9 protein-coding genes are annotated in these 13,482 nt (G+C 66.6%); 4 read left to right on the forward strand and 5 right to left on the reverse strand.

Translation table 11 applies throughout. The annotated features are described in order from the left end of the window. Positions 1–91: 91 nt before the first annotated feature. Positions 92–4,846: an NAD-glutamate dehydrogenase gene (locus Q0Q36_RS12730; RefSeq protein WP_367187174.1), complete on the reverse strand. Its 4,755-nt coding sequence runs from the start codon at positions 4,844–4,846 to the stop codon at positions 92–94. 259 nt (positions 4,847–5,105) lie between these two features. Here Q0Q36_RS12730 and Q0Q36_RS12735 point away from each other — a divergent pair, with 259 nt between their 5' ends. Beyond that, entirely contained in the window at positions 5,106–5,654 is a 549-nt protein-coding gene (locus Q0Q36_RS12735) for a peroxidase-related enzyme (RefSeq protein WP_293798572.1), read from the forward strand. A 440-nt stretch (positions 5,655–6,094) separates the two neighbouring features. Further along, positions 6,095–6,463 (forward strand): DUF2794 domain-containing protein, encoded by a 369-nt coding sequence (locus Q0Q36_RS12740; protein WP_293798540.1) that lies wholly within the window; start codon positions 6,095–6,097, stop codon positions 6,461–6,463. A 21-nt stretch (positions 6,464–6,484) separates the two neighbouring features. Here Q0Q36_RS12740 and Q0Q36_RS12745 read toward each other — a convergent pair whose 3' ends face one another. The 4 genes from Q0Q36_RS12745 to Q0Q36_RS12760 form a co-directional block, all read right to left on the reverse strand. Beyond that, on the reverse strand, positions 6,485–7,021 hold the full coding sequence (locus Q0Q36_RS12745) for a GNAT family N-acetyltransferase (RefSeq protein WP_293798541.1): 537 nt from the start codon (positions 7,019–7,021) through the stop codon (positions 6,485–6,487). 91 nt (positions 7,022–7,112) lie between these two features. After that, positions 7,113–7,886, reverse strand: a complete 774-nt coding sequence (locus tag Q0Q36_RS12750) for a Bax inhibitor-1/YccA family protein (RefSeq protein ID WP_293798542.1) — start codon at positions 7,884–7,886, stop codon at positions 7,113–7,115. Between the two features lie 220 nt (positions 7,887–8,106). Then, the gene (locus Q0Q36_RS12755) at positions 8,107–10,692 is read right to left on the reverse strand and encodes an FtsX-like permease family protein (RefSeq protein ID WP_293798543.1); all 2,586 of its coding nucleotides are present in this window, start codon (positions 10,690–10,692) and stop codon (positions 8,107–8,109) included. A gap of 2 nt (positions 10,693–10,694) precedes the next feature. Beyond that, positions 10,695–11,396, reverse strand: a complete 702-nt coding sequence (locus Q0Q36_RS12760) for an ABC transporter ATP-binding protein (RefSeq protein WP_293798544.1) — start codon at positions 11,394–11,396, stop codon at positions 10,695–10,697. Between the two features lie 180 nt (positions 11,397–11,576). On the opposite strand from Q0Q36_RS12760, the gene Q0Q36_RS12765 reads away from it, so the two are divergent. Then, entirely contained in the window at positions 11,577–12,185 is a 609-nt protein-coding gene (locus Q0Q36_RS12765; protein WP_293798545.1) for an arylesterase, read from the forward strand. A gap of 96 nt (positions 12,186–12,281) precedes the next feature. Continuing rightward, a complete protein-coding gene (locus Q0Q36_RS12770; protein ID WP_293798546.1) occupies positions 12,282–13,337 on the forward strand; it encodes an aldo/keto reductase in 1,056 nt (351 codons plus the stop codon). The last annotated feature ends 145 nt before the right edge of the window (positions 13,338–13,482 follow it).

The raw sequence follows: 13,482 nt of genomic DNA on the forward strand, positions 1-13,482 counted from the left end.
CAAGTGCATCGGACCGAAAAGCGGCTACCGCCTTCCGGTCCGAGGGGATGATCAAAGCGCAGATCGTCTCGCTTTTACAGAGCACGACAATCTAATGCTTGCGCGGCAGGTCGGCCAGCATGCCGGCTGCCACCATCAGCTTCGGCAGGGTGAGGCCGGAGCTCGCGATCGCGTTGACGGTGCTGCGGGTACGTTCCGCATCGTCGCCGCGCTCGGCCAGCCAGCTCTCCAGCTTGCCCTGTCCCTTGGCGGAAGCCGAAACCTCCTGTGTCAGGTTGGACTGGGCGTCGTCGAGGGTCTCGATCGCCCGCTCGCGAGCAAGGCGCTCGTAATCGTCGGTCGCCGGAACCGCTGCCGCCGCCGCTTTCAGGCTCGACAGGCCGAACAGCGCGTCGATGCCGAAATGGATGCGGGCGACCTCGCCGATCTTGCGCTTGCTGCGCTCGGCGATGTCGACGATATCGGTCGCCTCGGCCAGAGCCGGCAGGCTGGCGATGCGCGTCGCCAGCACCTCCGGCACGCCCTCCGAGGTCAGCACGGCGATGCGCGCGAGCCTGGCCTGCGAGGCGGCCTCGGGCAGCAAGGTGCCGAGCTCGGCCGAGAGTTCCTTCACGCCCTTGGCATAGCGCGCGATGGTCTGCTCGATCGTGCCGGGCTTGGCGACGCCGCGTCGCAGGAACCAGCCCATGCGGTTGGTGACGAGCTCCTGCGCAGCACCATAGAGCCCGAGCTGAGTCTTGCCGGGGATCTTGGCATCGAGCGCGTCGATCTCGCCGTTGAGCGCGATGAGATCGAAGGAATCGCGCGCGATCGCGTAGGCCGCGGCGATGGCCGGGGCGTCGGAGCGGGTCAGGGCCGCCAGCACTGGCACCAGGGCAGGGCCGCCGCGATTGACGATGGCGTTGGCGAGCTGCGTCGCCACGATCTCGCGGCGCAGCTTGTGGCTGGCGATCGCGTCCGGATAGGCCTCGCGCAGCGCCCTCGGGAAATAGCGGACGAGTTCGCTGGCGAGATAGGGATCGTCCGGCACCGAGGATTCGAGCAGCGCGTCGTGCAGCGAGAGCTTGGCATAGGCCAGGAGCACCGCCAGTTCCGGCCGGGTCAGGCCTTCGCTGCGCTTCTCGCGCTCGGCGAGCTGGGCATCGCTCGGCAGGTATTCGACCGAACGGTCGAGCCGCCCGTTCTGCTCCAGCGTCTGCATCAGGAAGCGCAGGCCCGGCGTCGCGGCCGATCCTTGCGCCTCGGTCAGCGAGAGCGCCAGCGTCTGCAGGTAATTGTTGCGCAGGACGAGATCGCCGACCTCGTTGGTCATCGCTGCCAGCAGCTCGTTGCGCTTGTCCTCCTTCAGGCGGCCGTCCTTCACCGGGCCGGCGAGTGCGATCTTGATGTTGACCTCGACGTCGGAGGTGTTGACGCCGGCGGAGTTGTCGATCGCGTCGGTGTTGAGCTTGACGCCCTTGCGGGCGGCCTCAATGCGGCCGCGCTGGGTGACGCCGAGATTGGCGCCCTCGCCGATGACCCGCGTCCGGAGATCGTTGCCGGTGATGCGGATCGCGTCGTTGGCGCGGTCGCCGACCTGCGCGTCGGTCTCGTCGGTGGCGCGGATATAGGTGCCGATGCCGCCGAACCAGAGCAGGTCGACGCGCGCCTTCAGGATCGCTGTCATCAGTTCCGGCGGCGAAACCTCCTTCTTGTCGAGGTCGAGCAGCGCGCGGACTTCGGGCGAAAGCGGGATGCTCTTGGCCTGGCGCGAGAAGATGCCGCCACCCTTCGAGATCAGGCTCTTGTCATAGTCCTGCCAAGAGGAACGCGGCAGGGCGAAGAGGCGCTGGCGCTCGGCCAGCGACTTCGCCATGTCCGGATCGGGATCGAGGAAGATATCGCGGTGGTCGAAGGCCGCGACCAGCTTGATCGCCGGCGAGAGCAGCATGCCGTTGCCGAAGACGTCGCCCGACATGTCGCCGACGCCGGCGACGGTGAAGGGCGTGGTCTGGATGTCGATATCGACCTCGCGGAAATGGCGCTTCACCGCTTCCCAGGCGCCGCGGGCCGTGATGCCCATGCCCTTGTGGTCGTAGCCTTGAGAGCCGCCGGAAGCGAAGGCGTCGCCGAGCCAGTGATGCTTCTCCAGCGAGATCGCGTTGGCGGTGTCGGAGAAGGTCGCGGTGCCCTTGTCGGCGGCGACGACGAGATAGGGGTCATCGCCGTCATGACGCACGGTGTCCGGCGGCGGCACGACGGTCTCGCCGTCGAGATTGTCGGTAAGCTCGAGCAGGTTGCGGATGAAGATGCGGTAGCTCTCGGTGCCTTCGGCGAGCCAGGCGGCGCGGTCCGAAGCCGGCGGGAGCTGCTTCGGGAAGAAGCCGCCCTTGGCGCCGACCGGCACGATCACGGCGTTCTTGACCTGCTGTGCCTTGACGAGGCCGAGCACCTCGGTGCGGAAATCCTGCGGCCGGTCGGACCAGCGCAGGCCGCCGCGGGCGACCTTGCCGAAGCGCATATGGATGCCCTCGACACGCGGCGAATAGACGAAGATCTCGTAGAGCGGGCGCGGCAGCGGCAGGCCATCGACCTTGGCGCAGTCGAACTTGAAGGTGATGGTCTGGCGCGGCTGGCCGTCCGGACCGATCTGGAAGAAGTTGGTGCGTAGCGCAGCATCGACCAGGTTGACGAGGCGGCGCAGGATGCGGTCGTCGTCGAGGCTGGTGACGGCGTCGAGCGCCTCCTCGATCTCGGCGTGCTTCTGGGTCATGCGCTGCTCGCGCTCGGACGTCGGAACGCGCGGATCGAACTTCGCGGCGAAATAGGCGACGAGCCCGGCGGCGATGCCGGAATGGCGTGTCAAGGCGTCGGCGATATAGCCCTGCGCATAGGGCGCGCCGGCCTGGCGCAGATAGCGGCCGAAGGCACGCAGCAGCGCGGCTTCCCGCCAGGCAAGCCCGGCGACGAGCACGAGCTGGTCGAAGCGATCGGATTCCGCGAGGCCGCGGAACTGCGCCATCAGCGCCGCCTCGATCGTCGGATCGAGATGCTCGATATCGATCTCGCCGTCATCGGCGCGCTCCAGCGTCATGTCGTGGAGCCAGATGCGGACGGCGTCGCCATTGCCCTGCGGCATGACGTTGTAGGTCCGTTCGTTGACGACGCGGAAGCCCATGTTCTCCAACACCGGGACGCGGGCCGAGAGCGAGATCGGCGCGCCACGTGAGAAGACCTTGAGATTGGCGCGCTTGGCGTCGTCGCCCTCGCGCCGGTAGAGATTGACGGCGCGGCCGCGCTCCGGCGTGAGCTGCTGGAGCATCTCGATATCGACCAGCGCGTCCGCGGCCGAGAAGCGCTCGCGATAGGCGGCGCCAAAGGCTTCGGCATAGCGCTCGGCCAGCGCGCGGGCGGCGGGGCCGGCTTTCTCCTGGTCGAGAACGTCCTTCAGCCCGTCACCCCAGGTGCGGACGATGGCGCTGATGCCGGCTTCCAGCGTCGAGCGCTCGACGCGCGGGGTTTTGCCCTCGTCGCGGCCGATGATGTAGTGGGTGCGCGAGAGCGGCCCCTCGGGATAGGCGGGATAGGCGGCCGAGAGGCGCCCGCCATAGACCCGCGCCAGGAAATCGCCGACGCGCTGGCGCACCGTGGTGTCGTAGCGGTCCTTCGGGATGAAGACGAGGATCGAGACGAAGCGGTCGAACTCGTCGACGCGGGCAAGCGCCCGGATGCGTGGTCGCTCGGTGAGCTGCAGGATGTCGAGGGCGAACTGCTCCAGCGTCGGGGTGTCGATCTGGAAGAGCTCGTCGCGCGGATAGGCGTCGAGCACGTTCATCAATGCCCGGCCGGAATAGCTCGCCGGGTCGAAGCCGATATTCTTGGCGACGCGGGCGACCTTGAGCCGGAGATAGGGGATGCCGCGGGCGGAGCCGGTATAGGCGTTCGAGGTGAGCAGGCCGACGATGCGCAGTTCGCCGTCGAGCCGTCCGTCTGCCGTGAACAGCTTGACGCCGACATAGTCGAGATGGACGCGGCGATGGACCAGGCTCTTGACGTTGGCCTTGGTGATGATGAGCGCTTGGGGTTTGGCCAGGAAGGAGCGCAGTTCCGGCGTGACCGTGACCAGCTCGCGGCCCTTGCGCAGGACCTTGACCGTGGGATCGCGCAGGATGCCGAGGCCGGAGCCTTCGATCGGGTCGGCCGCGACGTCGCCGCCCGGGAAGCGATAGGCGCGGATGCCGAGCAGGGTGAAGTTGTCGCCGGCGATCCATTCGAGGAACTGCAGCGCCTCGTTGATCTCATCTTCCGGCAGTGGCGGCGGATTGGCGCGATAGGCCTGGATCACCTCGGTGATGCGGCCGCGCATCGCGGCCCAGTCATCCACGGCGAGCGCGACGTCGTTGTAGACGCGCTCCAGCCCGGCGCGCAGCTTCTCGCGCGCTTCCGGCGTATCGATACGCGGGACATGGATGTGGAGCAGGCTTTCGCGGCGCGTGCCCTCGGGCGCTCGGCCCGCCGCTTCCCCGGCTAGTGAGGCGAACTTGCCCTTGGCATCGCGGGCGACCGCCAGGATCGGGTGTGCGACGAGACGCGGCTCGTGACCCTGCTCCTGCAATTCGGCGAGCGTCGAATCGAGCAGGAACGGCTTGTTGTCGTTGACGACCTCAAGAACGGTGAGCTGGTTCTTGCGCTCGCCCTCGCCGTATTCCTCGTCGCGGAAGCGCAGGTTGATCGTGTCGGGCTTGCGCGGCTGGGCGAGGTGCTCGAAGGCGGCAGCGGCTGTACGGGCCAGCATTTCGGCCGGAAGGGCCTCGAGATCCTCGGCGACGGATCGGCCAAAAAGCAGGCGGGGGAACTCGGCGGGCATCGAACTCTTCAGTCCGGTGGCTGCGGCCTCGATCGCTGCGATTGCACCCGCAGTCGCGTTCGTCACCCGTTTGCCCATGGTTCACCCCAGTTGTTTTGCCGCAGCGATGACATAGGCTGCGGAGCCTTTCAACTTGCCGTGCCCGAAAAAGCGGCAAACTGACGCGCCCCCCGACTCGACAGGACACACCATGGCAACAAAGCATGACAAACCCAAGGTGGGAGAAGAGCCGGCGCGGCAGGATTCGCCGCCTGCCGTCATGGCGCTGGACCTGAAGCCGGGAGCGCTCTCAGCCGAAAACCAGGCCTATTTCGCGAAATGCCAGGAGAAGCTCGGTTTCGTGCCGAATGTCCTGACCTCCTATGCACATGACGACGCCAAGCTTACGGCCTTCGCCGCCTTCTACAACGACCTGATGCTGGCGCCGTCCGGCCTCTCGAAGCTGGAGCGGGAGATGATCGCGGTGGCGGTCTCCAGCGTGAACCGCTGCTATTATTGCCTCACCGCCCATGGTGCGGCCGTACGCCAGCTCTCGGGCGATCCGGTGCTGGGCGAACTCCTGGTGATGAATTATCGGGCGGCGGAGCTCTCGGCGCGGCACCGGGCCATGCTGGATTTCTCGGTCAAGCTGACGGAAACGCCGCACCTGATCGGCGAAGGGGATCGCGAGGCTCTGTGCAAGGCAGGTTTCGGCGAGCGCGACATCTGGGACATCGGCGCCGTCGCGTCCTTCTACAACATGTCGAATCGGATGGCTTCCGCGGTCGATATGCGGCCGAATGCCGAGTATCACGGTCAGGTGCGGTAGAGTGGCGCTTCCCGTCATGGTCGGGCTTGTCCCGACCATCCACGTCCTTATCGATGCAGTGCGGTGTTCAAGACGTGAATGCTCGCCACAAGGGCGAGCATGATGACGGTGCAACTTGAAGTCGCCGCGTGCAACGACCTGCATCGCAAAAGAAAAACGGCCGGCATAATGCCAGCCGCTAGTTGGCCCCGACTCGGTGGCCCGGCTCCGCCCGAACTCCGGGGGGCTGGGGGGCTGACAAACCGGCGATCAGCGAAACCGGGCCGTCGAGGCAACGACGAGAGTTGAACGGCGCAACTTGGCCGTCGCTTGGCGCGTTCGCGGCGAAAATGGGGCATTTGCAAAGAGGGCTGATCGGGGTCGTGGGGTCCCTTGCCAGCGCAGGACCGCAGGCGCATCATCCCCGGATGATTTGGTGAGGCCCCGACCAGGGAGGCGCCATGAGCGACAGCGAAACGCCACAACCGCAATCCGCCGGCGCGGTCGTCCATTTCCCAGCGCCGGCGCGACCGACCACCGTGACCTTCGATCGACGAGAGCTCAGCGAATTGCTCAATCTGTACGGTCGCATGGTCGCAGCCGGCGAATGGCGCGATTACGCCATCGATTTCCTCAAGGACAAGGCGCAGTTCTCGGTGTTCCGGCGCTCGTCGGAAATGCCGCTCTACCGGATCGTCAAGGATCCGGCGCTGGCGCGGCGACAGGGTGCCTATTCGGTCGTCGCGGCGACCGGGCTCATCCTGAAGCGTGGCTCCGAACTTTCGCGCGTGCTCAAGGTGCTCGACAACAAGCTCAGCGTGGTAACCTGACGCGCCTGCCCGGCTTCGGGATCAGAAGCCCGGCGGCGTGCAGTCTCCCTCGCCCAGCTCCTTCTGCATCAGCATCTGGTCGAGCCAGCGGCCGTGCTTGAAGCCGACCTTCTCGGCCACACCGATCAGGCGGAAGCCGGCGCGCTCGTGCAGGCGGCGCGAGCCGACCGAGGCGCCGGTACCGTCGCCGATCACTGCGATCATCTGCCGGAAGCCGCGCTCGGTGCAGGCCTGCATCAGCTCATCGAGCAGCAGGCCGCCGATGCCGAGCCCTTGGGCCGTCGGCGCGATATAGATCGAGTTCTCGACGGTCGAGCGATAGGCCGGGCGCGGCCGGTAGGCGCCGGCATAGGCATAGCCGAGGATCTCGCCCTCCCGCTCTGCGACGAGATAGGGATAGCCGCCGGCCTGGATGGTTTCGAAGCGCCGCCGCATCTCGGCCTCGCCCGGCGGCTCCAGCTCCCAGGAGGCGGTGCCGTGCGACACCGCATGGGCGTAGATCGCGGCGATGGCGGGAATGTCGGTGGGAAGGCCTGAGCGGATCGAGAGCGTCGTCATGCCCGCAGAATGAGCAACCGCCGTGCCAAAAGAAAAGCCCCGGCCGCAGGGCCGGGGCTCGCTTGGGGCATGACGCCCGCTATCGGTTGGCTCAGCGGCGGTCGCCGAGCAGGCTGATCAGCATCTGGAACATGTTGATGAAGTTCAGGTAGAGCGACAGCGCGCCGTTCACCGAGAGCTTCGCAGCCGATTCCGGATCCAGGTTCGAATAGAGATACATCTCCTTCAGACGCTGGGTATCCCAGGCGGTCAGGCCCGCGAAGATCAGCACGCCCAGCACCGAGATGCCGAAGGAGAGCGCGCTCGACGCCAGGAACAGGTTGACCACCGAGGCGATGATCAGGCCGATCAGGCCCATGATCAGGAAGGAGCCCATGCCCGAGAGCGACTTCTTCGTGGTATAGCCGACGAGGCTCAGCGCGCCGAAGGCGGCGGCCGTGATGAAGAAGACGCGCACGACCGAGGCGCCGGTGAAGACCACGAGGATCGACGACATCGAGACGCCCATCACCGCCGCGAAGACGAAGAACATGGTGCGCGCCGAAGCGGCGCTCATGTTCTCGGCTTTGAACGAGAACAGCATGATGAAGGCGAGCGGAGCCAGCATCACGACCCATTTCAGCGGGCTGAGATAGATCGCCTGGCCGAGCGCGGTCAGACCGGCGATCTTGCCGTCGGGCGTGTAGCCGGCGATCGCCAGCATGGAGATGGCGAGCGCGGCGAGGCCGGTGATGGCCAGACCGATCGTCATGTTGTTGTAGACGCCGAGCATGAACGAGCGCAGGCCCTGATCCATCTCGACGGCGCTGGTCTGCTGTGCGCGGCCGGCACCCCAGACTGGAGCATTGCGGTCGAAGTTGCTCATTAAGAGACTTTCCCCTGACGGTGTTTCGGACGACGACAAGCGCGCGGGCGCCAGCCGTCCTCGCGCACGAAAAGTCGCGATGACGGGAATATGAGGGGCTTTGCCGGTTCTTACAAGGGCCGGCCATGGTTAGGGCCAGCCGGATCATAGAAATTCGGCGCTGCATCAATGCAGAATTACAGGAATTTAATGTCTATCGAGAGTCGATCTCAGACAGTCATCATAAATTTCTGAGATGAGAAGCCGGGGCCTTCGCCAGTATTTTTATCGTTCCGACAAGCCCGAACAGGACGGTCACCCCGATTGCTGCAGTCGCGGCCAGTATCGCGCCCGTGGGATCACTGACGAATTCGATCCGCATCACTTGCGTGACGATGCCCCAGCCGGCCGCTGTACCCGCGACAACACCGAAGACGGCCGCGACGAGCCCGATGGCCGCATATTCAAGGGCGTACGACGAAAGTATGAAGCGGCGGGTGGCGCCGAGGGTCTTCAGGATCATCGCGTCATAGAGCCGCGCCCGCTGCCCCGCGGCGAGCGCACCGCCGAGCACGAGCAGGCTCGCAGCGATGGCCAGGCCCGACGCGCCGCGGATTGCCATGGCGAGCTGGGAGACGATGGTGTTGACCGCTTCGAGCGCGTCCTTGACCCGGACCGCGGTGACGGCCGGGAAATCGAGCGCGAGCCGGCGCATCAGGGCTGCGTCGGTCGCGCCCTTGCCGTCCGGGCTCGTCGCGACGGTGGCAAGATTGGTGTGCGGGGCGCCTGCGAAGGTGTTGGGCGAGAACACCATGACGAAATTGATGCCGAAGGAGCGCCAGTCGACGGTGCGGAAATTGGCGACGCGGGCGGTGATATTGCGGCCGAGCACGTTGACGGTGAGCCTGTCTCCGATCTTCAGGCCGATGCCGGCAGCGTTCTGGGCGTCGAAGGAGACCAAGGGCTCGCCGCGATAATCGGCCGGCCACCACTCGCCCGCGGCGATACGCGAGCCTTCCGGCAGCGTGGCGGCGTAGGTGATGCCGCGGTCGCCATCGAGCACCCAGGCGGATTGCTCGCTGGCCTTGATGTCCTCGGCGCGGGTCTGGTTCACCGAGACGATGCGGCCGCGCATCATTGGCACGCGTTCGGTCTTCGCACCGGGCCGCTCGGCCGCGAGGAAGGCGTCGAAACGTTCGGAGTCGCGGCTGGGCACGTCGAGGAAGAAGAAGCTGGGCGCCTTGTCGGGTAGGGCGCCGGTGAGCTGCCGGGTCAGGCTGACATCGATGAAGGAGAGCGCCGAGAGCAGGGCAACGCCAAGGCCGAGCGAGAGCACGAGCGCGGGCGTCAGCGCGCCCGGCCGGTGGCTGTTGGCGAGTGCCATGCGCAAAGCCGGGCGGCGCGGACGCGGGATGCGGCGAGCCAGTGCCATCAGGCCGAGCGAGACGGCGCGCAGCAGCAGGAAGACGCCGAACATCACGCCGATATAGATCAGCGCGATCCGGCGATCATAGGCGAAGCCGATGGCGACGCCGGCAAGGCCAGCCAAGGCCAGTGCGCAGAGCACGAGGTAGATCGCACGGGGGCGGCGCGGATCGGGCTCGACCTTGTCGCGGAACAGGGCCGAGACCGGGATGTCATGGGCGCGGCCGAGCGGGATGAGCGCGAAGACGAGCGCCGTCAGCAGGCCGTAAAGCGCGGCGATGGCGAGCTCGCCCGGCGCGAGCGTCGGTTCGAAAGGTACCGGCAGGATGCTCTGGACGACGGTGCCGAGGCCGAAGGGGGCGGCTGCGCCCAGCACGAGGCCGATCGCGGTGCCGATGGCGGCGACGAGCATGACCTCGGTCAGGTGGATCGCGACGACGCGCCCGCCGGTGGCGCCGACGGCCTTCATCGTGGCGAAATCGAGCTTCTTGGCCTCGACGAAGCGGCGCACGGCATTGGCGACCCCGACGCCACCGACCAGCAGGGCGGTGAGGCCGACCAGCGTCAGGAACTGGGTGAAGCGCTCGAGATTGCGCTGGAAGCTCGGCGCGGCATTGGCGCGGGAGCGGATTTCCCAGCCGGCCTCGCGCTGCTGCGTGCCTGCGTCGGAGATAACCTTCTCAAGATCGGGATCGCTCGACGCGGTCTGCGGAAGCTGGAGGCGATAGGTCCAGCGGATCAGGCTGCCGGGCTGGATCAGGCCGGTCGCCTTCAGCGCCTCCTGCGACATCAGGAGGCGCGGGCCGAAGCCGACGCCGGCCGCGATCTTGTCGGGCTCGGAGACCAGATTGGCGCGCAACTGGATCTTCGCGCCGCCGACCTTGACGATATCGCCGGGCTTCAGATCGAGCCGGCCGAACAGGACGGGGTCGGCGACAGCGCCGTAGGCTCCGTCGCGCTGGTCGAGCAGGCTGGGGAGCGGCCCCTGCGGGTCGGTCTCGACCGTGCCGATGCTCGGATAGGCGGCATCGACCGCCTTGATCTCGACCAGAGCCGCGCCCTTCTCGCCGGCATTGGCCATGCCGCGCATGGTGGCGATGCTGGAGACGGTGCCGCGCGCGCTCAGGAAAGCGAGTTCGGGCGGTGTCGCCTCGCGATGGATCAGGCTGAAGGTGGCGTCGCCGCCGAGGATGCGACGGCCCTCGCGGGCGAGCCCCTCGGTGAGCCCGCGCGAAGCCGAGGCGACGGCGGCGATGGTCATGACGCCCAATGCAAGGCAGGCGATGAAGATGCCGAAGCCGCGCAGGCCGGCCCGCAGGTCGCGGATGGCGAGACGCAGGACGAGGCCGATGCCTGGAGTTCGATAGGCCGGATTTTGAGGCGGTTTGACGGGAGCGTGCATCGTCAGGCGACCGCCGTCTCGGGCTCGGCCTCGATCACGCCGGAGCGCAGCCGGACCGTGCGCTCGCAGAGAGCGGCGAGCGAGAGATCATGGGTGACGAGCACCAGCGTCGCCCCGCGTTCGCGCTTCAGCGCGAAGATCAGATCGACGATCGCGCGCCCGGTCGATTCGTCGAGATTGCCGGTGGGCTCGTCGGCGACGAGGATCGCTGGGTCCGGGGCGACCGCGCGTGCGATGGCGACGCGCTGCTGCTCGCCGCCGGACAACTGGGCCGGGTAATGATCCATGCGGTGACTCAAGCCCACATTGCGCAGTTCCGCCTCGGCGCGGGTGAAGGCGTCGAGATGGCCGGCGAGTTCCAGCGGCAGGGCGACGTTCTCGCGCGCCGTCATGGTCGGGACGAGATGGAAGGACTGGAAGACGATGCCGATATGCCGGCCGCGGAAGACCGCGAGCCCGTCCTCGTCCAGGGCGCCGAGATCCTGGCCGGCGACCTTGACCAGGCCGGAATCAGGGCGTTCCAGTCCGGCCATGGTCATCAGCAGCGTCGACTTGCCGGAGCCGGAGGGGCCGACGAGGCCGGTTGCCTCGCCATCCGCCAGCGACACCGAGACGCCCTTGAGGATATGGACGCGGGCGGCGCCACGCCCCAAACTCAGGTGGACATCCTGCAACTCGATTGCCGAAGCGGCCTTCTCGCTCATCACGCCATGATCCCGACTTACGCTTCCATCGCCAGCACCGTTCGCACCTTATCGCGGCCCGAGCGGGGCCGAACCACGGCGCGGCGCGGTCTGCGGCCATATGGGCGCAGAGTCCCGCTTGTCCAATCGGTTGCGACATTTTTCGTCGCGTTCCTGCTGCTTTTCATCGGATCTCCCGACATGGCCGGCGCCCAGACTCCTCCCGCCAATCCGGATGCAGGACGCTCGCTGAAGCTCGTCGCCCTCGGTGATTCGCTGTCGGCGGGCTACAATCTGTCGGGCAGTGCCGCCTTCCCGACCGTTCTGGAGCAGGCCTTGCGCCAGAAGGGCCTCGCTGTCGAAATCGTGAACGCGGGCGTCTCAGGCGATACGACGCAGGGCGGGCTCGAGCGGCTCGACTGGTCGGTGCCGGACGGGACCGACGGCGTCATCCTCGAACTCGGCGCGAACGATGCCTTGCGCGGCGTCGACCCGGCCCTGACCCGGAAAAACCTCGAAGCGATCATCGCCCGACTGACCGAGCGGAAGATCCCGGTGCTGCTCGCCGGCATGTATGCGCCGCGCAACCTCGGCGAAGATTATGCGAAGCGCTTTGATGCGATCTATCCCGAGCTTGCGAAGGAGCACGGGCTGGTGCTTTACCCGTTCTTCCTGGAAGGCATCGCGGGCGACCGCGCCTTGAACCAGGCGGATGGGCTTCATCCCACGGCCGAGGGCGTCAAAGTCGTCGTCCGGACCATCCTGCCGACGGTCGAGCGCTTCATCGCCACTTTGCAGCCCAGGTCCTGATTCTCAAGTCCTGATCCGCCCGCGGGTTCTCCGCGTAACGTATCCCCGATTCTTGCATTGCCGCCTGCCGGCCCCTGCTTCCGGAGTTGCTTCGCCATGGAATACCGCTGCCTCGGACGCACCGATCTCAAGGTCTCGGTGATCTGCCTGGGAACCATGACCTGGGGAGAGCAGAACACGGAGGCCGAAGGCCACGCCCAGATGGACTACGCCATCGAGCAGGGCATCAATTTCTTCGACACGGCCGAGCTCTATTCGATTCCGCCGAAGCCCGAGACGCAAGGCTCGACCGAGCGGATCATCGGCAGCTGGTTCAAGGCGCGAAAGAACCGCGACAAGATCATCCTGGCGTCCAAGGTCTGCGGCCGCGGTGGCAACACCTGGTTCCGCGACGACAAGAACCCGACGCGGGTGACGCGCAAGCAGATCTTCGAGGCAGTCGACAAGAGCCTGCAGCGGCTGCAGACGGACTATATCGACCTCTATCAGCTGCATTTCCCCGAGCGGCCGATGCCCTGGGGCTCGAACCCGACGCGTTTCGTCAAGGACGCCTATGCCTCGGCGCCCGACGAGACCCCGATCGCCGAGCAGCTCGATGCCTTTGCCGAGGTGATCAAGGCCGGCAAGGTCCGCCATCTCGGCCTTTCCAACGAGAGCGCCTGGGGCACGATGCGCTTCGTGACCGATTCGGAGGTGCGCGGCACGCCGCGGGTCCAGTCGATCCAGAACGCCTACAGCCTGCTCAACCGCACTTTCGAGACGGCATTGGCCGAGGTTGCTGTTCAGGAGGATGTCGGCCTGCTCGCCTATTCGCCGCTGGCGCAGGGCTATCTCACCGGCAAATATCTCGACGGCGCCCGCCCGGCTGGCGCGCGCACGACCTTGTTCGATCGTGGACAGCGCTACCAGACTGAAGGCGCCGAGGCGGCGATCAAGCGCTATGTCGCGCTTGCCCGCGAATCAGGGCTCGATCCGGCGCAGATGGCCCTGGCTTTCGTGAACAGCCGCTCCTTCGTCACCGCCAACATCATCGGCGCGACCTCTATGGAACAGCTCAAGACCGATATCGCCTCGATCGACGTGAAGCTATCGCCGGAGGTTGAGGCGGGAATCGACGCGATCCATCAGCTCGTCGGCAACCCCTGCCCGTAAAGGCTCGTCTCAAGCCCAAATGCAGTCATCCCGGGCGACCTTAGGTCGGCCCGGGATCCATTCCTGACCCCGATCGGAAGCGCTCCGGCATGGATTCCGGATCGACGTCGCTCCGCGGCTTGTCCGGAATGACATGCCTGGGTTG

This window comes from uncultured Allobosea sp. (genome assembly GCF_945957345.1).
GTDB lineage: Bacteria > Pseudomonadota > Alphaproteobacteria > Rhizobiales > Beijerinckiaceae > Allobosea.